This window comes from Klebsiella sp. K5-45, from assembly GCF_030128605.1.
In the GTDB taxonomy this organism is placed as follows: Bacteria; Pseudomonadota; Gammaproteobacteria; order Enterobacterales; family Enterobacteriaceae; genus Klebsiella; species Klebsiella quasipneumoniae.
In genome coordinates, this window is record NZ_JAKUZW010000003.1 from 18,004 (window position 1) to 39,177 (window position 21,174).

Consider the following 21,174-nt stretch of genomic DNA (forward strand, 5'->3'; position numbering starts at 1 on the left):
CTCCGCATTAGTAAGTACGAATCTTCGGCGGGAATGCCGGACGCAGTTTCGGTTCCATGTTGACGCTACGACGCGTCATGGATTCCGACTCTGGCAGATACAGGGAATGGCACAGCCAGTTTTCATCATCACGATCCGGGAAGTCGAAGCGGCTGTGGGCGCCACGGCTCTCGGTACGGAAGTTAGCGGATACGGCGGTCGCGTACGCGGTTTCCATCAGGTTATCCAGCTCCAGGCACTCAACGCGCTGGGTGTTGAACTCGCTGGAGGTATCGTCGAGACGGGCGTTTTTCAGGCGCTCGCGGATCACTTTCAGCTGTTCCAGACCTTTGTGCATCGCATCGCCTTCGCGGAACACCGAGAAGTTATGCTGCATACATTCCTGCAGCGCTTTGCGGATCGCCACCGGATCTTCACCGGAACGGGTGTTGTTCCAGCGGTTGAGGCGGTCCAGCGAGCCTTCGATATCGGATTCGCTGGCGTCGCGCAGCGTGCCCTGCTCGGCGATGGATTCCTGCAGATGCAGGCCCGCCGCGCGGCCGAAGACCACCAGGTCGAGCAGCGAGTTGCCGCCAAGACGGTTAGCGCCGTGGACCGATACGCAGGCGATTTCGCCTACCGCGAACAGGCCCGGGATCACCACGTCTTCGCCCTTCTCATTGACGGTCAGCGCCTGGCCGGTCACTTTGGTCGGAATACCGCCCATCATGTAGTGGCAGGTTGGGATAACCGGGATCGGCTCTTTCACCGGATCGACGTGAGCAAAGGTACGGGACAGCTCGAGGATACCCGGCAGACGAGATTCCAGAACCTCTTTACCCAGGTGATCCAGCTTCAATTTCGCGTGCGGGCCCCACGGGCCATCGCAGCCGCGACCTTCGCGGATTTCGATCATGATGGAACGCGCCACCACGTCACGACCCGCCAGGTCTTTGGCGTTCGGGGCATAACGCTCCATAAAGCGTTCGCCGTGTTTATTGAGCAGATAACCGCCTTCGCCGCGGCAACCTTCGGTGACCAGAACCCCTGCCCCGGCGATGCCGGTCGGGTGGAACTGCCACATTTCCATATCCTGCACCGGCACGCCGGCACGAATGGCCATCCCGACGCCGTCACCGGTGTTGATGTGGGCGTTGGTGGTGGACTGATAGATACGGCCTGCGCCGCCGGTAGCCAGCACGGTGGCGCGGGCTTTAAAGTAGACCACTTCGCCGGTCTCGATGCACAGGGCAGTACAACCCACCACCGCGCCGTCCTGGTTTTTCACCAGATCGAGGGCATACCATTCGGAGAAAATAGTGGTGTGGTTTTTGAGGTTCTGCTGGTACAGGGTGTGCAGCAGGGCGTGGCCGGTACGGTCAGCCGCCGCCGCGGTGCGCGCCGCCTGCTCGCCGCCGAAGTTCTTCGACTGGCCGCCGAACGGGCGCTGATAAATACGGCCGTCGTCAAGACGGGAGAACGGCAGGCCCATGTGCTCCAGCTCGAGAATCGCTTCCGGGCCGGTCTTACACATATATTCGATGGCGTCCTGGTCACCGATATAGTCCGACCCTTTTACGGTGTCGTACATATGCCATTCCCAGTTATCTTCATGGGAGTTACCGAGCGCGACGGTGATACCCCCCTGCGCTGACACGGTATGGGAACGGGTCGGGAAGACTTTAGAGAGCAGCGCACAGGTCTGTCCGCTCTGGGAAATTTGCAGCGCCGCGCGCATACCTGCGCCGCCGGCACCGATGACAACAGCATCAAACTCTCTGACTGGCAATTTCATTACACACCCCACACCACAACAAATCCATAAAGAACGTAAGCCACCAGCGCCACAACGATAGCCAGCTGCAGAACCAGGCGCAGAGCCAGTGGTTTAACGTAGTCCGTTAACACCTGCCACATCCCGATCCAGGCATGGATAAGAATGGAAACGAGAGCCAGCAGAGTGAAGACTTTAGTGAAGCCGGAGGCAAAGAATCCGGTCCACACTTCCCATGAGATCTCACCGGTGGTAGCGAAGAAGCCAACCATGTAGATGATATAGAGGGTCAGAACGATGGCGGTAGCACGGACCAGAATAAAGTCATGTACGCCGTTGCGTCCCAGTGCTGAGGCGTTGCTTACCATACGAGGACTCCTGCGAGAAGTGAAAGCACGACAGTAATAACAAAAGAAATCTTGGCGGAACGTTTCCCTGCTTCGAGGGTTTCGTCCAGGTAACCAAAGTCCATCATCAGATGGCGGATACCGACAACGACGTGATAGGCCAGCGCGGTGAGAATGCCCCACATGATGAACTTCACAAAGAAGCTATCCATGATCGAGGCCGCCGTCAGAAAACCTTCAGGGGAGGAGAGGCTGGTGCCCAGCAGCCAAAGCAGAATTCCGACCGCCACGAAGGTGATGACACCGGAAACGCGATGGAGAATGGACGCTATCGCCGTGATTGGGAACCGTATCGTTTGTAGATCCAGATTGACAGGTCTTTGTTTTTTCACATTTCTTACCATGAATAACGCCCACATGCTGTTCTTATTGTTTCCTTCCTCCGGTCTGCTTGCGGGTCAGACAGCGTCCTTTCTATAACCAGAAGTCATGTTAAAACGTCTTTTCAGGCATTAAAACATCACTAAACAACGCTGGGTGGCTCGGGATTGCAGGGTGTTCCGGAGACCTGGCCGCAGTATAGGCCGTTCACAAAATCATTACAATTAACCTACATATAGTTTGTTGGGTTTTCTCCGGAACAGTGATCAAGGTCACGATAACAACATTTTTTTAATTTTTAATCACCTGATTTGACAAATATTAAACATTCTTGTTACAACCATTACCAGTTAAATGCAATAATGCTCAAAAGTTATGGGGTCACTCTTTCACCTGAGAATAAGTTATGTAACAGTGTGTCAGTATTGACCGATGTAATCAGGACAGTTATTAGTGGTATACAGGTTTTAATATTCGGACTGCTAAAACGCTGATTTGCTGTTGTTTCACCGCAGCCCTGAAGAACGTGCCATCAAGCGCCGTTGCTCTGTACCCTGCCCTTTTCGCTGACGCAGAGCTGTGTGCAACATAACAAACTGGTAACGTATACGGGCGCGGGCCGAAAGCAAATCCACCACCCGGCAGTCTTAAGCAATAAAGGCGCTAAGGAGACCATAAATGTCTGATGCTAAAGCAAAAATCACCCTGGGTGGTGACACTGCTATTGAACTGGATGTGCTAAAAGGCACGCTCGGTCAGGATGTTATTGATATTCGTAGTCTTGGTTCAAAAGGCGTATTTACCTTTGACCCAGGTTTCACATCTACCGCTTCCTGTGAATCTAAAATTACGTTTATCGATGGTGACGAGGGGATCCTGCTGCACCGCGGCTTCCCGATCGACCAGTTAGCGACCGAATCAAACTATCTTGAAGTTTGTTACATTCTGCTGAACGGTGAAAAACCAACCCAGGCCGAATATGACGAATTCAAAACCACCGTGACCCGTCACACCATGATCCATGAGCAGATCACCCGTCTGTTCCATGCGTTCCGTCGCGATTCTCACCCGATGGCCGTTATGTGCGGGATCACCGGCGCCCTGGCGGCGTTCTATCACGACTCCCTCGACGTGAATAACCCGCGTCACCGTGAAATCGCCGCCTATCGCCTGCTGTCCAAAATGCCGACCATGGCAGCTATGTGTTACAAGTATTCTATCGGCCAGCCGTTTGTTTATCCGCGCAACGACCTCTCCTACGCCGGCAACTTCCTGCGCATGATGTTCGCCACGCCGTGCGAAGAGTACGAAGTCAATCCGGTGCTCGAGCGCGCCATGGACCGTATTCTGATCCTGCACGCCGATCACGAGCAGAACGCCTCGACCTCGACGGTACGTACCGCGGGCTCTTCCGGCGCTAACCCGTTCGCCTGTATCGCAGCCGGCATCGCCTCTCTGTGGGGACCGGCGCACGGCGGCGCCAACGAAGCGGCGCTGAAAATGCTGGAAGAGATCAGCTCCGTTGAACACATTCCGGAATTTGTTCGTCGTGCGAAAGACAAGAATGACTCATTCCGCCTGATGGGCTTCGGCCATCGTGTTTACAAAAACTACGACCCGCGCGCCACCGTGATGCGTGAAACCTGCCATGAAGTGCTGAAAGAGCTGGGCACCAAAGACGACCTGCTGCAGGTGGCCATGGAGCTGGAGCATATCGCGCTGAACGACCCGTACTTCATCGAGAAGAAGCTCTACCCGAACGTCGACTTCTACTCCGGTATCATCCTGAAAGCGATGGGTATTCCGTCCTCCATGTTTACCGTTATCTTCGCCATGGCGCGTACCGTGGGCTGGATTGCGCACTGGAACGAAATGCACAGCGACGGCATGAAGATCGCCCGTCCGCGTCAGCTGTACACCGGCTACGCCAAACGCGACTTCCAGTCCGACATCAAGCGTTAATCTCGCTGTCCGGATGATAAAAACGCGCCTGCTGGCGCGTTTTTTATGCCTGACGATGAAGCCTGGCGCTGACACTGCCTGGCTGCCGGCTTAATGCTGGCAGTGCGGGCACCAGTAAAACGGCCGCGATGAGAGCATGGTCTTCTCAATCACGCCCCCGCAGCGCTCGCACTTTTCCCCATCGCGATGGAAGACCTTAAAGCGGAACAGCGAACCGTGGTGCTTGTTGTTATCGGGCTGGCCGCGAGTGCGATAAGAAAGCCGCGGGATATCGAGTAGCGCGTGCGCCAGCGCATCCAGCTGTGTTTCATTAAGCTCCGAGGCCTTATGCCCCCCGGTCAGCCCCACCTGCCAGAGGATTTCCACCCGCAGATAGTTACCCAGACCGGCAAGAAAAGCCTGATCCAGCAGCAGGCCGGAAAACTGACGATTGCGGAATTTGGCCGACAGCAGTCGCGCTTTCACCTGCTCCGCGGTTAACGTCATATCCAGCACGTCCGGACCGACGCGCAGCAAGAACGGATGGTTGGCCTCCTGCTCCGCCGTGAGCATCTCAATGTCCGACGCGCTGTAGAGCAAAATCGCCTTGCTGGCCGTCTGTAGCCTGACGCGCAGCACCCGGTTAGAGGCAGGCTGTTCGCCGGTCTCAACCACGCGCCAGACGCCGTACAGCTGATTATGGCTGTACAGGGTCAGGCCGCCGGAGAAGCGGGTCAGCAGGGCTTTGCCCCGGGTATCGATATGGGTAACCCGCTGACCAATCAGTTCGGTTTGATAGGGTTGCAACCGGGGAAAAGCGAACCAGACGTCGGTTAAGGGTTCGTCTTTGATTGCTGCCTCCAGTGTATCCGCCGCGCGGCGGATCTCCGGACCTTCCGGCATACTGTCATCCTTCTGTTAGTGGGTGGCGCCGCCGCCCAGTTTACTATCCACCGGCTGGTGCAGGGCTACGGCTATGGCCGTCTCCAGCGCTTCCCGCACGGTGGCGGTCGCCATACTCGGCTCGCCGGGATGGGCCGCCGCCTGCGCCGGTAGCCATGGAATATGGATAAACCCGCCCCTTACCTCATTCTGTCCCTGCAGCTTGTGCAGCAGACCGTACATGACGTGATTGCAGACGAAGGTGCCGGCGGTTTGCGACACCGAGGCCGGGATCCCGCGATCGCGCAGCGCGCTGACGATCGCTTTGATCGGCAAGGTGCTGAACCACGCGGCCGGCCCGCCGTCGACGATCGGCGTGTCGATGGGTTGCTGGCCTTTGTTATCGGGGATACGCGCATCATCGACGTTAATCGCCACACGTTCGACGCTGATATCGACCCGGCCGCCGGCCTGTCCCACCGCGATAACCAGCTTCGGCTGCAGGTCTTCAATCGCCGCGTCCAGCGCCGACAGCGCCTCGCCAAACACGCAGGGAAGCTGCCTGGCGATCACCGGCTGACCAGCAATCATTGTGCCGTCAAGCTGCTGCACCACTTCCCAGGAAGGGTTCACCGTCTCGCCGTCAAAGGGTTCAAAACCGGTGAGTAATACGCCCGCCATCGTCTTCTCCTTCGCGGTCCTTCAGATTGTCATATCTCAGCCTCTGGCTGAGCGCTGACCATAATATGGCGCCCGGCGAACGCCGCCCGCAAACGGCGGGCAAATTCGAGGGCATGCGGACCATCGCCATGCAGACATACCGTCTGCGCCACCACGTTCGCCCATTCGCCCCTGACGCTACGCACCCGGTGGTGTTGCACCATTTCGAGGGTTTGCGCCAGGGCCTGCTCTTCGCTGTCAATCAGCGCGCCAGGCTCGGTGCGCGGCACCAGGCTGCCGTCGGCCAGATAACCGCGATCGGCAAACACCTCCTGACGCGTCGTCAAGCCATAGCGTTGCCCAGCGCGGATCAGTTCGCTGCCCGCCAGACCCACCAGCACCAGCTGCGGGTTAACATCGCGGACCGCGCGGGCGATCGCGTCGGCCAGCGGCGGCGATTTGGCCGCCTGGTTGTAGAGCATGCCGTGCGGCTTTACGTGCTGCAACTCGCCGCCCTGAGCCTGAACGATCGCCGCCAGAGCGCCAATCTGATACAGCGTCTGGGCATAGACCGTTTCCGGCGGCAGATCCATCGCCGTGCGGCCAAAATTTTCCCGGTCGGGATATCCCGGATGGGCGCCCACCGCGACGCCGTACTTCAGCGCCTCGCGCACGCTCTGCACCATCAGCCCGGCGTCGCCGGCGTGAAAACCACAGGCGATATTCGCCGACGACACCAGCTGGAGCAGCGCGCTATCGTTCGCCCCGCCTTCCCCGAGATCGGCATTGAGATCAATCATCATCGTGGAGTCTCCACGCCAGTTGTTCAAGATAACGCTGACGATCGGCCCGCGCCTTCAGCGCCTCCTCCAGCGAGCAGGCCACGAAATGGATCGGCTGCCCCAGTGGGATCTGCGCCAGCTGGTACATATCGGCATCGATGATGCAGGCGATCCGCGGATAGCCGCCGGTGGTTTGCGCGTCGTTCATCAGCACAATGGGCTGGCCGTTGTGCGGCACCTGCACCACGCCCGGCAGCAGGCCGTGCGACAGCATTTCGCGATCGGTGGTGCGTTTCAGCGGCTGCCCCTGCAGGCGGTACCCCATGCGGTTACTCTGCGGACTGAGCTTCCAGGGGGCGCGCCAGAATGACGCCTGCGAGGCCGCGTCAAATTCGTGGTACTCCGGCCCGGGCAGCGCACGAATGCGGTTGCCCAGCGGCAGCTGCTTGACGCCGCGCGGGGTGGTGAAGCGGCGGGCGGCTTTCCCGAGCTTCAGCTTGTCGCCGTCCTGCAGGCGGCGTCCTTCCAGACCGCCAATCCCCGCCTTGAGATCCGTGCAGCGCGAACCAAGGACCTCGGGTACCGCAATCCCGCCCGCCACCGCCAGATAGCTGCGAATGCCATGCTGCGGCGTTTTCAGCACCAGGCGCTGCCCGGGCCGGTAGGCGGTGCGCCAGCCCACCCAGACCGCTTTACCGTCCAGCGTCGCTTCGCAGGCGGCGCCGGTCAGCGCAAACCAGCCGCTGCGGGCAAATTCGATCTCCACCTGGCCGAGGGTAATCTCCAGCCCGGCGGCATTCGCCTCGTTGCCAACCAGCAGATTGGCAATCACCAGCGAGGGATAATCCAGAGCGCCGCAGCGGCTGATGCCAGACTGGCGCAGGCCTTCTCGTCCACCGTCCTGTACCGAGGTGTACAGGCCGGCGCGGATCAGAGTCAACATACCCCCTCCTTTTGCGGCACAAAGCGAATTTTATCGCCCACGCGCAGCAGCGCAGGCTCCTTCCGCGACGGGTCGAACAGCGTTAGCGAGGTCCGCCCCAGCAGCTGCCAGCCGCCGGGCGTCGCCAGCGGATAGATCCCGGTTTGCGCGCCGCCGATACCCACCGACCCGGCCGGGACGTGCACGCGCGGTTCGGCGCGACGCGGCGTCGCCAGCGCCGCTGGCAACCCGCCCAGGTAGGGAAATCCCGGCTGAAAACCAATAAACCAGACCAGATACTCCACCGAGGCGTGCAGCTCCACGACCTGCTTTTCACTGAGGCCGCTGTGCTGCGCCACCACCCCGAGATCCGGTCCGGCCTCGCCGCCGTAGACGACCGGAATGGTCAGCGAGCGCGACTCCGGCTCGATCGCGAGGCTCTCCTCCCACCAGCGCTGCAGACGGTCTATCGCCTCCCACGCCACCTCCTGCGGGCGGCGGAGCACCACAGTGATATTGTTCATGCCGGGAATGGCGTCAATCACTTCCTCATGGTTCGCCAGACGCTGGGCTAAGCCCCAGATCCGCTGCTGGCTCTCAAGGGTGACCGGCGGCTCCAGCTCCAGCACGACGGCCGTTTCTCCTAACAGATAACAACGCGCTCGCTGCACTTTTCTCTCTCCCGTCAGGCAGGGTTGGGAATATCAATAAAGGTGACGTCCAGGTCAGTGGTTTCCGTCAGCCATTCGCTGAGGGCGCGAATACCGCCCCGCTCGGTGGCGTGGTGGCCGGCGGCATAAAAATGCAGGCCCTGCTCGCGGGCGGAATGGATGGTTTGTTCCGACACCTCGCCGGTGATAAACGCGTCCACGCCAAAGCGCGCCGCGGCGTCGATAAAGCTCTGGCCGCCGCCGGTACACCAGGCGACGCGGCTGACGGTGTCCGGCCCGGTATCGCCGCACCACAGCGGCTTACGCCCCAGCCGCGCTTCAATCCATGAGGCCAGTTCAAGGCCGGAAACCGGCATCGACAGTTCGCCCCAGGGCACCAGCGGTTCGATTTCCCCCAGCACGTTAATCCCCAACAGATGCGCCAGTTGCGCGTTATTGCCCAGCTCGGGATGGGCATCCAGCGGCAGGTGCCAGCCGTAGAGATTGATATCATTGGCCAGCAGGGTTTTCAGGCGCCGGCGCTTCATACCGCGGATCACTGGCGATTCGTTTTTCCAGAAATAGCCGTGATGGACAATCACCGCATCCGCCTGAAGACGAACGGCCTCATCCAGCAGCGCCTGGCTGGCCGTCACTCCGGTGACGATCTTGTGCACCGTGTCGCGCCCTTCCACCTGCAGACCGTTAGGGGCGAAGTCACTGATGGCTGCACTATTGAGCTTGTCGTTTATCAGTTGTTCCAGTTCGCTATTTTTCATCGCCACTCCAGCAGATAATCAGGGTATACAAAGGCATAACATAACCAGATCCATTCGGGTCGTCGATAGTCCGCCTCCGACACTGACGATGACTTTTTACTGAATAGCGCAATTTGTCTATTCACCCCGCCGCGCATTCGTGTATATTTATGCACTAATAAAGCATATTAAATAATCAGAAAGCCCCTCAAGCCATGAATATGACTAATTAAACGCTATTCATGCAGAACGATCGACTTTCGCTTTAGGCCAGGAAACACACTTCTCATGAAGACAACATCATCGCAACCGCGGGCGATTTACTACGTCGTGGCGCTGCAAATCTGGGAATATTTTAGCTTCTACGGCATGCGCGCCCTGCTGATCCTCTATCTCACCAATCAGCTCAAATATGATGATAACCACGCTTACGCCCTGTTCAGCGCCTACTGTTCGCTGGTCTATGTGACGCCGATCCTCGGCGGCTATCTGGCCGATAAGCTGTTAGGCAACCGGATGGCGGTCATGCTCGGCGCGCTGCTGATGGCCATTGGCCATCTGGTGCTCGGGGCCAGCGAAACCGCCCCGGCCTTCCTCTACCTGTCGCTGGCGATCATCGTCTGCGGCTACGGGTTGTTTAAATCCAACGTCAGCTGTCTGCTGGGCGAACTGTACGAACCCGCCGATCCGCGTCGCGATGGCGGCTTCTCGCTGATGTATGCCGCGGGCAATATCGGCTCGATCATCGCGCCCATCGCCTGCGGCTACGTTCAGGAGGAGTATAGCTGGGCGATGGGCTTTGCCCTGGCGGCCATCGGCATGGTGGCGGGACTGGTGATTTTCCTCTGCGGCAACCGTCATTTCCAGCATACCGCCGGCGTGAACCGCCAGGCGCTGTACGCCCGCCGCTTCCTGCTGCCGAACTGGGGCTGGCTGCTGGTGCTGCTGGTCATCGCGCCGCTGCTGATTGCCGTGCTGTTCTGGCAGGAGTGGTCGGTGTATGCCCTGATCGTGGCCACGGCCATTGGCCTCGCGGTGCTGGCGCGGATCTACCTGCGTGCCGAGACCGATAAACAGCGCAAGGATCTGCGCCTGATCGTCGTCCTGACCGCCTTCAGCCTGCTGTTCTGGGCCTTCGCCCAACAGGGCGGCAGCTCCATCAGCCTGTATATTGACCGCTTCGTTAACCGCCATATCATGAGCTACGAAGTCCCTACCGCTATGTTCCAGTCGATCAACGCCTTTGCGGTGATGCTCTGCGGCATGGTGCTGGCGTGGCTGGTGAAAGAGAGCGTCGGCGGTAACCGCACCGTGCGCATCTGGGGGAAATTTGCCCTCGGTCTGGGCCTGATGAGCGCCGGGTTCTGCATTTTGACCCTCAGCGCCCGCTGGTCGGCGGCCTATGGCCAGTCGTCCATGCCGCTGATGGTGCTGGGGCTGGCGGTGATGGGTTTTGCCGAACTGTTTATCGACCCGGTCGCGATGTCGCAAATCACCCGCATTGAGATCCCGGGAGTGACCGGGGTGCTGACCGGCATCTATATGCTGCTCTCCGGGGCCATCGCCAACTATCTGGCCGGCGTTATCGCCGACCAGACCTCGCAGGCGTCATTCGACGTCGCCGGGGCGGTGAACTATTCCATTGACGCCTACATCAACGTCTTCAGCCAGATCACCTGGGGCGCGCTGGCCTGCGTCGGCGTAGTGCTGGTTATCTGGCTGTATCACTCGCTGAAGGTCAGGACCCGCCGTCTGGCGGTGGAATAATCCCCTTTCTGGCGGCCTCCCAGGCCGCCAGCGTCTCCTGTCGCGCCTGCTTGTGATCGACTATCGGGCGCGGATAATCCAGCGTCACCCCCTGTTTATCCGCCCACACCCACGGCTGATGCAGCGCCTTCTCCGGCACCTTTGCCAGCTCCGGCAGCCAGCGACGCATAAACACCCCCTGCTTATCAAACTTCTCGCCCTGGGTAGTGGGATTAAATATGCGGAAATAGGGCGCGGCGTCGGTGCCCGTCGAAGCCGCCCATTGCCAGCCGCCGTTGTTCGCCGCCAGGTCGCCGTCAATCAGCTGGCTCATGAAATAGCGCTCCCCTGCCCGCCAGTCGAGGCGCAGATCTTTGGTCAGGAAACTGGCGACAATCATGCGCAACCGGTTATGCATCCAGCCGGTGGCGTTAAGCTGGCGCATGGCGGCATCGACAATCGGAAAGCCGGTCTCCCCGCGCTGCCAGGCCTGCAGGGCGCCATCCTCTTCGCGCCAGGCGACCTTATCGGTCCAGGCGACAAACGGCCGACCTTTACAGAGTTTCGGATAGTAGACCATCAGATGGCGGTAAAACTCGCGCCAGATCAGCTCATTAAGCCAGGTGGCGCCTGCCCCGCCATCCAGTGCGGCGGGGTGTTCCGTCAGCAGCCGATGCAGGCACTGGCGCGGCGACAGCACCCCGATGGCAAGGCAGGGCGACAGGCGACTGGTCCCTTCCACGGCCGGGAAGTCGCGCTGCCCCTCATAATCCGCCGCCGGTTGCTGACAAAACGCGCGCAGCCGCGCCAGCGCCGTTTTTTCATCCGCGGCAAACAGCAGCCCATCGAACGGCATTTGCGGATAGTTTAGCTCCGGCACCGGCGGCGCCAGGCGAGCGGGCGCCTGGCGCGGCTTTGGCGCGGCCACGCACGCCGGCAATCCTTCCCGCAGCCGGCGAATAAACGCGTTCTTAAACGGGGTGAAGACTTTATACATTTCGCCGCCGCCGGTTAGTACGCTGCCGGGCGGCAACAGGACGCTGTCGTCAAATCCCTGGCAAATCACTTCGCTCAAGGAGCTCTCAACGGCGGCATCGCGCTGGCGTTCATTGAATTCGTACTGATAGTTGTAGAACAGGTGACTGACCTGGTGCTGCTGGCAGAAATGGGCCAGCCGCTCGACGCTGGCGCTAAAATCGTCCGCCTCTTCTACCCACAGCGGTATGCCCCGCTCCGCCAGCGCGGTGTGCAGACTGTGCAAATGGCTGGCGATAAAAGCGGCCTGCCGCGGCGCCAGGTGATGTTCGCGCCACTGCCCCGGGGTGGCAATATACAGCGCCAGCACCTGCGCCTGCGGATCGCGGCAGGCGGCGGCCAGCGCCAGGTTATCGTGAATGCGTAAATCCGTGCGTAACCAGACCAGATGGGTGGCCATATCACTCCTCACTCTCCGTCAGCAAAACTCATCTTATGATCTAAGCCGGCAAAAATAGCGCGCCCCGGCAAAATAAGCACCTGCCAATTCCGCTGCGGCGCCTGAAAACGAGTGTAGACAAGCGGCGAAAAAAAACCGCCGGGGCAACCGGCGGTTAGTGGTTTTCCTCGCAGCAGGGCGAATTAGTAGAAGTCGTGCGCGGCTTTTTCCGCCTGCGCCATCCACACCGGCTGCTCGCTGGTTTTCGACCATACACGGTGCAGCCAGCTGTAATAGCGGGCGCGATCCTTCCAGAACAGCATCACCGGCAGCGCCGCGACGCCAGCCACGACGGCGAAAGCACGACGCAGCAAAATAATATGAGCAGGATAAGCTTTGTACAACGCCATCATTTCTCTCCCCTTTGTCAGGCCGGCAAGCAGCGCCGGAAAATTAATCATGTTTGTCTGAGCAAAATAATACCGCTCTGGTTGTAATTTTACTACTCATCCGACCACTAAAAAGCACGTATTTATACTTAATTTACATTCGCTACGTAAATTAGTTACGAAAAAGTTAAATTAATACTAACCATCAGTTAAATTGTGCCTTTGTCATTTTTATACTTTTTTTACACCGCGCCCGCGGATTTTTGCGAAATCTTTGCGCCGTAATTTCTATTCTCCTGGTAAATCAAAAACACACCCGGAGGTGGATTGTGACTGCAGGCGTACTCACTGGCGTTGGGCTGGTGTTCCTGTTACTGGCTTATCTGGTTTATGCCTTGATACATGCGGAGGCATTCTGATGGCTGCCCAGGGATTTTTATTATTAGCCAGCTATCTGCTGGTATTGCTGGTGCTGGCGCGCCCGCTGGGGATGTGTCTGGCAAGAATGGTGAATGACATCCCGCTTCCCGGCCTGGCCGGGGTCGAGCGCGTCCTGTGGCGCGTGGCCGGGATCCGCGCCGAAGAGATGGGCTGGCTGCAGTATTTGCTGGCGCTCCTGCTGTTCAACGCCCTCGGCGGCCTGGCGCTGTTTGCCCTACTGATGCTGCAGGGCGTGCTGCCGTTTAACCCGCAGCACCTGCCGGGGCTGACGTGGGATCTGGCGCTCAACACCGCGGTCAGCTTTGTCAGCAATACGAACTGGCAGGCCTACGCCGGCGAAAGCACCATGAGCTATCTCAGCCAGATGGTGGGGCTGACGGTGCAGAATTTCCTCTCCGCCGCTACCGGCATCGCCGTGGTCTTCGCCCTGACCCGCGCCTTCGCCCGGCAGAAAATGTCCACCCTCGGCAATGCCTGGGTCGACCTGACGCGCATTACCCTGTGGCTGCTGCTGCCGCTCTCTCTGCTGGTGGCCCTGTTCTTTATTCAGCAGGGCGTGCCGCAGAACCTGCAGGCCTACCAGCCCTTTACCACCCTCGAAGGGGCGCACCAGCTGCTGCCGATGGGGCCCGTCGCCTCACAGGAAGCGATTAAGCTGCTGGGCACCAACGGCGGCGGTTTCTTTAACGCCAACTCCGCCCATCCGTTTGAAAACCCGACGGCGCTGACCAATCTCGTGCAGATGCTGGCCATCTTCCTGATCCCGGCGGCGCTGTGCTTCGCCTTCGGCGAGGTGGTGAGCGATCGCCGCCAGGGGCGCGCCATCCTGTGGGCGATGACGCTGATCTTTATCCTCTGCGTCGCCGTGGTGATGTGGGCGGAAACCCGCGGTAACCCGCACCTGATGACGCTGGGCGCCGACAGCAGCCTGAATATGGAAGGTAAAGAGAGCCGCTTCGGTATTCTCGCCAGCAGTCTGTTCGCGGTGATCACCACCGCCGCCTCCTGCGGCGCGGTCAACGCCATGCATGACTCCTTCACCGCGCTGGGCGGGATGGTGCCGATGTGGCTGATGCAGATTGGCGAAGTGGTGTTCGGCGGCGTCGGCTCGGGTCTTTATGGCATGCTGCTGTTCGTTATGCTGGCGGTGTTTATCGCCGGCCTGATGGTCGGCCGCACCCCGGAGTACCTCGGAAAGAAAATCGATGTCCGGGAAATGAAAATGATCGCCCTGGCCATTCTGGTCACCCCGACGCTGGTGCTGCTCGGCACGGCGCTGGCGATGATGACCGAGGCCGGCCGCGCCGGGATGTTCAACCCCGGACCGCACGGCTTTAGCGAAGTGCTGTACGCCGTCACTTCGGCGGCCAATAACAACGGCAGCGCCTTCGCCGGCCTGGGCGCGGCGACGCCATTCTGGAACCTGCTGCTGGCGTTCTGCATGCTGGCTGGACGCTTCGCCGTCATCATTCCGGTGATGGCTATCGCCGGCTCGCTGGTGGCGAAGAAAATTCAACCGGCCAGCCCCGGCACCCTGGCCACCCACGACGCCCTGTTTATCGGTCTGCTGATCGGCACCGTGCTGCTGGTTGGCGCCCTGACCTTTATTCCTGCGCTGGCGCTTGGCCCGCTGGCCGAACACTTTTCCTTACTTTGAGCGATGCGGAGCACCCTGTTATGAGTCGCAAACAATTAGCCCTGCTGGAGCCGACGCTGGTACGCCAGGCGCTGCTGGATGCCGTGAAAAAACTCAGCCCGATGGTGCAGTGGCGCAATCCGGTGATGTTTATCGTCTGGGTGGGCAGCCTGTTAACCACCCTGCTGGCCATCGCCATGGCTGGCGGCGCCCTGACCGGCAGCGCCACTTTTACCGCCGCCATCAGTATCTGGCTATGGTTTACCGTGCTGTTCGCCAACTTTGCCGAAGCGATGGCGGAAGGCCGCAGCAAAGCCCAGGCCAATAGCCTGAAAGGGGTGAAAAAAACGGCCTTCGCCCGTAAACTGCGCGCCCCGCAGCATGACGCGACGGTCGACCACGTGCCGGCGGAAGACCTGCGCAAAGGCGACGTAGTGCTGGTGGAAGCCGGGGATATTATCCCCTGCGATGGTGAAGTCATCGAAGGCGGCGCCTCGGTGGATGAAAGCGCCATTACCGGCGAGTCTGCTCCGGTGATCCGCGAATCCGGCGGTGATTTCGCCTCGGTGACCGGCGGGACGCGCATCCTCTCCGACTGGCTGGTGATCCGTTGCAGCGTTAACCCGGGAGAAACCTTCCTCGACCGGATGATCGCCATGGTGGAAGGCGCCCAGCGCCGTAAAACGCCGAACGAAATCGCCCTGACGATCCTGCTGATCGCCCTGACGCTGGTGTTCCTGCTGGCCACCGCCACCATCTGGCCATTCTCGGCGTGGAGCGGCAATGCGGTCAACGTCACCGTACTGGTGGCGTTGCTGGTGTGCCTGATCCCGACCACCATCGGCGGTCTGCTGTCGGCCATCGGCGTCGCCGGGATGAGCCGTATGCTGGGCGCCAACGTGATCGCCACCAGCGGCCGCGCGGTGGAAGCGGCAGGCGACGTTGATGTGCTGTTGCTGGATAAAACCGGGACCATTACGCTCGGCAACCGCCAGGCCTCCGCTTTCCTGCCGGCGCGCGGTGTGGAAGAGCGAACCCTCGCCGATGCCGCCCAGCTCTCCTCGCTGGCGGACGAAACCCCTGAGGGACGCAGCATCGTGGTGCTGGCGAAACAGCGCTTTAACCTGCGCGAACGCGATCTGCAGTCGCTGCACGCCACCTTTGTCCCCTTTACCGCGCAAACGCGGATGAGCGGCATCAATATCGATCAGCGCATGATCCGCAAAGGGTCGGTGGACGCCATTCGCCGCCACGTAGAGGCCAACGGTGGCCACTTCCCTGCCGATGTCGAGAAGCAGGTGGAAGAGGTCGCCCGCCAGGGGGCCACGCCGCTGGTGGTCGCCGAAGGGGAAAAGGTGCTGGGGATTATTTCACTCAAAGATATCGTCAAAGGCGGCATCAAAGAACGTTTCGCCCAGCTGCGCAAAATGGGCATTAAAACGGTGATGATCACCGGTGATAACCGCCTGACCGCCGCGGCGATCGCCGCCGAGGCCGGCGTCGACGATTTCCTCGCCGAAGCGACGCCGGAAGCCAAGCTGGCGCTGATCCGCCAGTATCAGTCGGAAGGTCGGCTGGTGGCGATGACCGGCGACGGCACCAACGACGCGCCCGCGCTGGCGCAGGCCGACGTGGCGGTAGCCATGAACTCAGGCACCCAGGCGGCGAAAGAGGCGGGCAACATGGTCGACCTGGATTCCAACCCCACCAAGCTGATTGAGGTGGTCCATATCGGCAAACAGATGCTGATGACGCGCGGCTCGCTGACCACCTTCAGTATTGCCAACGACGTGGCGAAATATTTCGCCATTATTCCGGCGGCGTTTGCCGCGGTCTATCCCCAGCTGGCCATGCTGAACGTGATGGGCCTGCATTCGCCATCGTCGGCGATCCTCAGCGCCGTTATCTTCAACGCGCTGATCATCGTCTTCCTGATCCCGCTGGCCCTGAAAGGGGTGAGCTATCGCCCGCTCTCCGCCTCGGCGATGCTGCGCCGCAATCTGTGGATCTACGGCCTCGGCGGTCTGCTGGTGCCTTTTATCGGTATTAAAGCCATCGACCTGCTGCTGACCCTGAGCGGTCTGGTGTGAGGAACAAACTATGTCATTGATTCGTCCAGCACTTGTGCTATTTATTCTGTTAACCCTGCTCACCGGCGGCGTTTATCCTCTGCTGACCACCAGCCTGGGGCAGTGGTGGTTTAACTCACAGGCCAACGGCTCGCTGATCCGCATGAACGGCGAGGTGCGCGGCTCGGCGCTGATTGGCCAGAACTTTACCGCCGCAGGCTATTTCCAGGGTCGCCCGTCAGCCACCGCGGAGACAGCGGATAACCCGATGGCCTCTGGCGGCAGCAACCTCGCCGCCAGCAACCCGGCGCTGGATAAGGCGGTGAGCGAGCGGGTGCAGGCCTTGCGCGCCGCAAACCCGGATGCCGACCCGCGTGTGCCGGTCGAACTGGTCACCACCTCGGCGAGCGGTCTCGATAACAACCTGACCCCGGCCGCCGCGCTGTGGCAGGCGCCGCGGGTGGCCAAAGCGCGCCAGCTGAGCGTCGACCAGGTGACCGCGCTGGTTAACCAGGCCACACAAAAGCCGCTGCTGAGCTTCCTTGGCCAGCCGGTGGTCAATATACTGCAACTCAATATGGCGCTGGATGCCCTGAAGGATAAGTAAATGAGTGACGAGCCGCTGCGTCCGGACCCTGACCGCCTGCTGCAGCACACCGCCGCCCCGCATCGCGGCAAACTAAAAGTGTTCTTCGGCGCCTGCGCCGGGGTGGGGAAAACCTGGGCGATGCTGGCGGAAGCGCAGCGGCTCCGGGCGCAGGGGTTGGATATTCTGATTGGCGTGGCGGAGACCCACGGCCGGAAAGAGACCGCCGCGATGCTGCAGGGCCTGAGCACCCTGCCGCCGCGGCGGCTCGCCCACCGCGGGCGCTACGTGTATGAGTTCGATCTCGACGCCGCCCTCGCCCGCCGTCCGGCGCTGATTCTGGTGGATGAGCTGGCGCACAGTAATGCCCCCGGCTCCCGCCATCCAAAGCGCTGGCAGGATGTGGACGAACTGCTGGAGGCCGGGATTGACGTCTTCACCACCGTTAACGTCCAGCATCTGGAAAGTCTGAATGACGTCGTCAGCGGGATCACCGGCGTGCAGGTGCGAGAGACCGTCCCCGATCCCTTCTTTGACGCCGCGGACGACGTGGTGCTGGTGGATCTGCCCCCTGACGATCTGCGCCAGCGGCTCAATGAGGGCAAAGTCTATATCGGTGGCCAGGCCGAGCGCGCTATCGAGAACTTTTTCCGCAAAGGGAACCTGATTGCGCTGCGTGAACTGGCCCTGCGCCGCACCGCCGATCGCGTCGATGAGCAGATGCGCGCCTGGCGCGACCGCCAGGGCCAGGAGAAAGTCTGGCACACCCGCGACGCGATCCTGCTCTGTATCGGGCACAACACCGGCAGCGAAAAGCTGGTGCGTACCGCCGCACGGCTCGCCGCCCGTCTGGGCAGCGTCTGGCATGCGGTGTATGTCGAGACCCCTTCCCTGCACCAGCTACCGGAAGCCCGGCGACGGGCCATCCTCGCCGCGCTGCGTCTGGCCCAGGAGCTGGGCGCCGAAACCGCCACCCTCTCCGACCCGTCAGAAGAGAAAGCGGTTCTCCATTACGCCCGCGAACACAACCTTGGGAAAATTGTCATCGGCCGCCAGAGCAAGCGCCGCTGGTGGGATCGTAGCGGTTTTGCCGACCGTCTGGCTCGCCACGCGCCGGACCTCGATCTGGTGGTCATCGCCCTGGATGAAAAACCCTTCCCCTTTCCGGTGCGCGCCAGCGACAGTCGTCCGGCGCTGGAGAAATGGCGCCTGCAGCTGCAGGGCTGCGCGGTGGCGGTGGCGCTGTGCGCCATCATTACCCTGGTGGCCATGCAGTGGCTGATGGCCTTCGAAGCCGCTAACCTGGTGATGCTCTATCTGCTGGGGGTGGTGATCATCGCTCTGCTCTACGGCCGCTGGCCGTCGGTCCTGGCGACGGTGATTAACGTTATCAGCTTCGATCTCTTTTTTGTCGCCCCGCGCGGCACGCTGGCGGTGTCCGATGTCCAGTATCTGCTCACCTTCGGCGTGATGCTCACCGTGGGCCTGCTTATCGGTAACCTCACCGCCGGCGTGCGCTACCAGGCGCGGGTGGCGCGCTACCGCGAGCGGCGTACCCGCCATCTGTATGAGATGTCCAAAGCGCTGGCGGTGGGTCGTAGCCAGCAGGATATCGCCACCACCAGCGAGCGGTTTATCACCTCCACCTTTCAGGCCCGCAGCCAGCTGCTGCTCCCGGACGCCCACGGGAAACTGCTGCCCTTAACCCACCAGCCCGGGCTGACGCCGTGGGATGACGCCATCGCCCGCTGGAGCTTTGATAAGGGTCAACCCGCCGGCGCTGGCACCGATACCCTGCCCGGCGTGCCGTATCAGATCCTGCCCCTGAAGAGCGCCGCCCGCACCTGGGGCCTGCTGGTGGTGGAGCCGGCGAATCTGCGCCAGCTGATGATCCCGGAGCAACAGCGGCTGCTGGAGACCTTCACCCTGTTGGTGGCCAGCGCCCTGGAGCGTCTCACCCTGACCGCCAGCGAAGAGCAGGCCCGACTGACCAGCGAGCGCGAAAGCCTGCGTAACTCGCTGCTCGCCGCCCTGTCGCACGATCTGCGTACCCCGCTGACCGTGCTGTTTGGCCAGGCGGAAATCCTGACCCTCGATCTGGCCAGCGAGGGCTCGAAGCATGCCCCGCAGGCCAACGAAATCCGCCAGCATGTGCTCAACACCACCCGGCTGGTGAACAACCTGCTGGATATGGCGCGGATCCAGTCCGGCGGCTTTAATCTGCACAAGGAGTGGCTGACGCTGGAGGAGGTGGTCGGCAGCGCGCTGCGCATGCTCGAACCGAGCCTCGGCGGCCAGCACGTTCAACTGGATTTACCCGATCCGCTGCAGCTGGTGCATGTTGACGGGCCGCTGTTCGAGCGGGTGCTGATCAATCTGCTGGAGAATGCCCATAAGTATGCCGGCGCCCGGGCGGACATCGGTATTCGCGCCGTAGCGGACGCCCGGCAGCTGTCGCTGGAGGTATGGGATAATGGTCCAGGGATCCCGGCGGGCCAGGAACAGGCTATCTTTGATAAATTCGCCCGCGGCAACAAAGAATCGGCGATCCCCGGCGTCGGGCTGGGCCTTGCCATCTGTCAGGCCATCGTCGACGTCCACGGCGGGACCATCTCCGCCAGCAACCGGCCAGAGGGCGGCGCCTCATTCCGTGTTACACTGCCGGGAGAAACGCCCCCTGAACTGGAAGAGCTATCTGAGGAATTGTGATTAACGTTCTGATTATCGAAGACGAACACGCTATCCGTCGCTTTCTGCGCACCGCGCTGGAAGCCGACGGCATGCGCGTATTTGAAGCGGAAACCCTGCAGCGCGGGCTGATCGAAGCCGCCACCCGTAAGCCCGACCTCGCGATCCTCGATCTCGGCCTGCCGGATGGTGACGGCATTGATTTTATTCGCGACCTGCGCCAGTGGAGTCAGATGCCGATTATCGTCCTGTCAGCGCGTAGCGAAGAGCATGACAAAATTGCCGCCCTGGATGCCGGCGCCGATGACTACTTAAGTAAACCCTTTGGCATCGGCGAGCTGCAGGCCCGCCTGCGCGTCGCGCTGCGTCGCCACGGCGCGGCGCAGGCCGACGAGCCGGTGGTGCGCTTCGCCGACCTGGAGGTCAATATCCCTGCCCGCCGCATCCTGCGCGGCAGCGAAGAGATCCACCTGACGCCCATCGAGTTTCGCCTGCTGGCGGCGCTATTGAATAATCCCGGCAAAGTGCTTACACAGCGCCAGCTGCTGAATCAAGTGTGGGGCCCTAACGCCGTGGAGCACAGCCATTATCTGCGGATCTATATGGGTCACCTGCGGCAAAAGCTGGAGGCCGATCCGGCGCGCCCGCAGCATCTGCTGACCGAAACCGGGATTGGCTATCGCTTTATGCCCTGAGCCCCGCCTCTGCAGTACCAGAGGCTGGTGATCTTCAGCCCTTCAGAGAGCAGCAGGAAGCCTGCCAGGATCGCTAAATGCCTGACGCCGGCGGCCTGAATCAGCCACGGACCCAAAGAAAGCGAAGGCTGCATAAACACCAGCCTGAGCGGCGCCTGCCCCCAGGCCAGCCACAGCCCATAGCGGCTCTGACGGAAAAAGAGGATCATCGACAACGGGATGCTGATAATCAGCAGCACATTTAGCGGATAGAGCCAGACCGCCGCAGAGCCCCAGGTGTGCAGCAGCTGGAGATAAGCCAGCAGGTCGTCGTAAAAAGGGAGTCGGCGGTGGGCAATATTCCACCATAAGAATTGCAGGACGAAAAAGAGATCCATCCACGCCCAGAACAAAAACAGGGACTTCCGTTGTATTTTCATCGCTATCCTTGCGAA

The 21,174-nt window shown here is 60.8% G+C and carries 20 protein-coding genes; 8 read left to right on the plus strand and 12 right to left on the minus strand.

Features of this window, described 5'->3' with window-relative positions; genetic code table 11:
* Window positions 1-7 precede the first annotated feature (7 nt).
* Genes sdhA through sdhC form a run of 3 tightly spaced genes read right to left on the minus strand, consistent with a single transcriptional unit; the run spans window position 8 to window position 2,519 of the window.
* Window positions 8-1,774: a succinate dehydrogenase flavoprotein subunit gene (gene sdhA, locus MKS11_RS06795; RefSeq protein WP_004179067.1), complete on the minus strand. Its 1,767-nt coding sequence runs from the start codon at window positions 1,772-1,774 to the stop codon at window positions 8-10.
* Window positions 1,774-2,121, minus strand: a complete 348-nt coding sequence (gene sdhD / locus MKS11_RS06800; protein WP_002894949.1) for a succinate dehydrogenase membrane anchor subunit — start codon at window positions 2,119-2,121, stop codon at window positions 1,774-1,776. The genes sdhA and sdhD overlap by 1 nt, the downstream gene beginning before the upstream one ends.
* Window positions 2,115-2,519, minus strand: coding sequence for a succinate dehydrogenase cytochrome b556 subunit (gene sdhC / locus MKS11_RS06805; protein WP_004142216.1), 405 nt, complete (start codon window positions 2,517-2,519; stop codon window positions 2,115-2,117). Before sdhC ends, sdhD begins: the two co-directional genes overlap by 7 nt.
* A gap of 640 nt (window positions 2,520-3,159) precedes the next feature.
* Between sdhC and gltA the strand changes: the two genes are divergently transcribed.
* Window positions 3,160-4,443, plus strand: a complete 1,284-nt coding sequence (gltA, locus tag MKS11_RS06810) for a citrate synthase (RefSeq protein ID WP_004885983.1) — start codon at window positions 3,160-3,162, stop codon at window positions 4,441-4,443.
* Window positions 4,444-4,533: 90 nt separating this feature from the next.
* On the opposite strand, the gene nei is transcribed toward gltA, so the two are convergent.
* The 6 genes from nei to MKS11_RS06840 are packed head-to-tail and all read right to left on the minus strand — an operon-like array spanning window position 4,534 to window position 9,097.
* Window positions 4,534-5,325: an endonuclease VIII gene (gene nei, locus MKS11_RS06815; protein WP_048294393.1), complete on the minus strand. Its 792-nt coding sequence runs from the start codon at window positions 5,323-5,325 to the stop codon at window positions 4,534-4,536.
* 15 nt (window positions 5,326-5,340) lie between these two features.
* The gene (gene pcp / locus MKS11_RS06820; RefSeq protein WP_004885979.1) at window positions 5,341-5,985 is read right to left on the minus strand and encodes a pyroglutamyl-peptidase I; all 645 of its coding nucleotides are present in this window, start codon (window positions 5,983-5,985) and stop codon (window positions 5,341-5,343) included.
* A 29-nt stretch (window positions 5,986-6,014) separates the two neighbouring features.
* Window positions 6,015-6,767, minus strand: coding sequence for a 5-oxoprolinase subunit PxpA (gene pxpA, locus MKS11_RS06825; protein WP_087771327.1), 753 nt, complete (start codon window positions 6,765-6,767; stop codon window positions 6,015-6,017).
* A complete protein-coding gene (gene pxpC, locus MKS11_RS06830; protein ID WP_004885976.1) occupies window positions 6,757-7,689 on the minus strand; it encodes a 5-oxoprolinase subunit PxpC in 933 nt (310 codons plus the stop codon). Before pxpC ends, pxpA begins: the two co-directional genes overlap by 11 nt.
* Window positions 7,683-8,339 carry a 5-oxoprolinase subunit PxpB gene (gene pxpB / locus MKS11_RS06835; protein ID WP_017901415.1) on the minus strand — a complete coding sequence of 219 codons (657 nt, stop codon included), beginning with the start codon at window positions 8,337-8,339 and terminating at the stop codon, window positions 7,683-7,685. The genes pxpC and pxpB overlap by 7 nt, the downstream gene beginning before the upstream one ends.
* A gap of 14 nt (window positions 8,340-8,353) precedes the next feature.
* Entirely contained in the window at window positions 8,354-9,097 is a 744-nt protein-coding gene (locus tag MKS11_RS06840; RefSeq protein WP_004885970.1) for a type 2 GTP cyclohydrolase I, read from the minus strand.
* A 267-nt stretch (window positions 9,098-9,364) separates the two neighbouring features.
* Here MKS11_RS06840 and dtpD point away from each other — a divergent pair, with 267 nt between their 5' ends.
* Window positions 9,365-10,843: a dipeptide permease DtpD gene (dtpD, locus tag MKS11_RS06845; RefSeq protein ID WP_048294391.1), complete on the plus strand. Its 1,479-nt coding sequence runs from the start codon at window positions 9,365-9,367 to the stop codon at window positions 10,841-10,843.
* Here dtpD and phrB read toward each other — a convergent pair.
* Together phrB and MKS11_RS06855 are read right to left on the minus strand one after the other, a co-directional pair.
* Window positions 10,815-12,257 (minus strand): deoxyribodipyrimidine photo-lyase, encoded by a 1,443-nt coding sequence (gene phrB, locus MKS11_RS06850; protein WP_087771326.1) that lies wholly within the window; start codon window positions 12,255-12,257, stop codon window positions 10,815-10,817. The genes dtpD and phrB overlap by 29 nt on opposite strands.
* A gap of 182 nt (window positions 12,258-12,439) precedes the next feature.
* Window positions 12,440-12,649: a DUF2517 family protein gene (locus MKS11_RS06855; RefSeq protein ID WP_004142243.1), complete on the minus strand. Its 210-nt coding sequence runs from the start codon at window positions 12,647-12,649 to the stop codon at window positions 12,440-12,442.
* 305 nt (window positions 12,650-12,954) lie between these two features.
* Here MKS11_RS06855 and kdpF point away from each other — a divergent pair, with 305 nt between their 5' ends.
* The 6 genes from kdpF to kdpE are packed head-to-tail and all read left to right on the plus strand — an operon-like array spanning window position 12,955 to window position 20,740.
* Window positions 12,955-13,044 carry a K(+)-transporting ATPase subunit F gene (kdpF, locus tag MKS11_RS27590; protein ID WP_020323459.1) on the plus strand — a complete coding sequence of 30 codons (90 nt, stop codon included), beginning with the start codon at window positions 12,955-12,957 and terminating at the stop codon, window positions 13,042-13,044.
* Complete coding sequence (gene kdpA, locus MKS11_RS06865; protein WP_017901418.1) at window positions 13,044-14,723, plus strand: potassium-transporting ATPase subunit KdpA; 1,680 nt, start codon at window positions 13,044-13,046, stop codon at window positions 14,721-14,723. Before kdpF ends, kdpA begins: the two co-directional genes overlap by 1 nt.
* A 20-nt stretch (window positions 14,724-14,743) precedes the next feature.
* A complete protein-coding gene (gene kdpB / locus MKS11_RS06870) occupies window positions 14,744-16,792 on the plus strand; it encodes a potassium-transporting ATPase subunit KdpB (RefSeq protein ID WP_087771325.1) in 2,049 nt (682 codons plus the stop codon).
* Window positions 16,793-16,802: 10 nt separating this feature from the next.
* Window positions 16,803-17,378 (plus strand): potassium-transporting ATPase subunit KdpC, encoded by a 576-nt coding sequence (gene kdpC, locus MKS11_RS06875; protein ID WP_004885963.1) that lies wholly within the window; start codon window positions 16,803-16,805, stop codon window positions 17,376-17,378.
* A complete protein-coding gene (gene kdpD / locus MKS11_RS06880) occupies window positions 17,379-20,066 on the plus strand; it encodes a two-component system sensor histidine kinase KdpD (RefSeq protein ID WP_284109454.1) in 2,688 nt (895 codons plus the stop codon).
* Window positions 20,063-20,740 (plus strand): two-component system response regulator KdpE, encoded by a 678-nt coding sequence (gene kdpE, locus MKS11_RS06885; protein ID WP_002894776.1) that lies wholly within the window; start codon window positions 20,063-20,065, stop codon window positions 20,738-20,740. The genes kdpD and kdpE overlap by 4 nt, the downstream gene beginning before the upstream one ends.
* Here the strand turns inward: kdpE and MKS11_RS06890 are convergent.
* Window positions 20,722-21,159: an arginine:ornithine antiporter gene (locus MKS11_RS06890; protein WP_065878946.1), complete on the minus strand. Its 438-nt coding sequence runs from the start codon at window positions 21,157-21,159 to the stop codon at window positions 20,722-20,724. The genes kdpE and MKS11_RS06890 overlap by 19 nt on opposite strands.
* Between the last annotated feature and the right edge of the window lie 15 nt (window positions 21,160-21,174).

Coding starts and splice junctions, on each gene's coding strand:
- sdhC (WP_004142216.1), bottom strand. CDS start 2,519: ATGTGGGCGTTATTCATGGTAAGAAATGTGAAAAAACAAAGACCTGTC.
- gltA (WP_004885983.1), top strand. CDS start 3,160: ATGTCTGATGCTAAAGCAAAAATCACCCTGGGTGGTGACACTGCTATT.
- MKS11_RS06855 (WP_004142243.1), bottom strand. CDS start 12,649: ATGATGGCGTTGTACAAAGCTTATCCTGCTCATATTATTTTGCTGCGT.
- MKS11_RS06840 (WP_004885970.1), bottom strand. CDS start 9,097: ATGAAAAATAGCGAACTGGAACAACTGATAAACGACAAGCTCAATAGT.
- MKS11_RS06890 (WP_065878946.1), bottom strand. CDS start 21,159: ATGAAAATACAACGGAAGTCCCTGTTTTTGTTCTGGGCGTGGATGGAT.
- nei (WP_048294393.1), bottom strand. CDS start 5,325: ATGCCGGAAGGTCCGGAGATCCGCCGCGCGGCGGATACACTGGAGGCA.
- dtpD (WP_048294391.1), top strand. CDS start 9,365: ATGAAGACAACATCATCGCAACCGCGGGCGATTTACTACGTCGTGGCG.
- kdpC (WP_004885963.1), top strand. CDS start 16,803: ATGTCATTGATTCGTCCAGCACTTGTGCTATTTATTCTGTTAACCCTG.
- kdpB (WP_087771325.1), top strand. CDS start 14,744: ATGAGTCGCAAACAATTAGCCCTGCTGGAGCCGACGCTGGTACGCCAG.
- sdhD (WP_002894949.1), bottom strand. CDS start 2,121: ATGGTAAGCAACGCCTCAGCACTGGGACGCAACGGCGTACATGACTTT.
- sdhA (WP_004179067.1), bottom strand. CDS start 1,774: ATGAAATTGCCAGTCAGAGAGTTTGATGCTGTTGTCATCGGTGCCGGC.
- pxpC (WP_004885976.1), bottom strand. CDS start 7,689: ATGTTGACTCTGATCCGCGCCGGCCTGTACACCTCGGTACAGGACGGT.
- phrB (WP_087771326.1), bottom strand. CDS start 12,257: ATGGCCACCCATCTGGTCTGGTTACGCACGGATTTACGCATTCACGAT.
- pcp (WP_004885979.1), bottom strand. CDS start 5,985: ATGGCGGGCGTATTACTCACCGGTTTTGAACCCTTTGACGGCGAGACG.
- pxpA (WP_087771327.1), bottom strand. CDS start 6,767: ATGATGATTGATCTCAATGCCGATCTCGGGGAAGGCGGGGCGAACGAT.
- kdpA (WP_017901418.1), top strand. CDS start 13,044: ATGGCTGCCCAGGGATTTTTATTATTAGCCAGCTATCTGCTGGTATTG.
- kdpD (WP_284109454.1), top strand. CDS start 17,379: ATGAGTGACGAGCCGCTGCGTCCGGACCCTGACCGCCTGCTGCAGCAC.